General features: G+C 64.7%; 2 pseudogenes. Both read right to left on the reverse strand.

Annotated elements, in window-relative coordinates:
- A pseudogene (locus A6I89_RS24250) lies at window positions 1-374 on the reverse strand (hydroxylase); the annotation flags it as partial.
- 28 nt (window positions 375-402) lie between these two features.
- Window positions 403-648, reverse strand: a pseudogene (locus A6I89_RS24255) (3-ketosteroid-9-alpha-hydroxylase); the annotation flags it as partial.

Consider the following 648-nt stretch of genomic DNA (forward strand, 5'->3'; position numbering starts at 1 on the left):
CCGCCGTCGACCGGCACGCACATGCCGCCGGGCATGTACGGCGACGCGAGCCACGTGTCCTGATCCTCGCCCCAGACCTCCTGCTGGACCTTGGGGTCGGCGAAGGCCAGCTGCCACGGGTGCACGCCGACGATGCCGTGGACCCAGCCGGCCGACGGATTCAGCGACGCCGTGCGCATGACGGTCTCCGCGAATTCGCGCGGATGGACCTCGAGGCCTCCGTGCTCCTTCGGCTGGAGCATCCGGATCAACCCGGCTTCCTTCATCTTCTTCGCGGATTCGTCCGCGAGTCTGCCCAGCCGATCCGCTTCGACGCCTTCGGCGAACAGGTCGTCGGCCATGGCCTCGACCCGCGAAAGTACTTCGTACGTCATGTCTTCAGGTCTCTTCTCGAATGTCGTTCTACTCGGCGGCGCTGCCGGTACGCAGCGCGATGTTCTCGGCGACTTCCTTCTTCCAGCTCTCGACCGCCCGGGTGGTGTCGATCTCGAACTCGAAGCGCTTGGTCATGTCTTCCGTGATGTCTTCGACATCGACGTAGAACTGCTGGTACCAGCGGCGCAGCTGGTAGACCGGCCCGTCCTCCTCCGACAGCAGCGGGTTGTCGATGGGCGCCTTGTTCTTCCAGATCTCGACGTCCTGCTCGAA

The sequence above is a fragment of the Prescottella equi genome (assembly GCF_002094305.1).
GTDB lineage: Bacteria > Actinomycetota > Actinomycetes > Mycobacteriales > Mycobacteriaceae > Prescottella > Prescottella equi.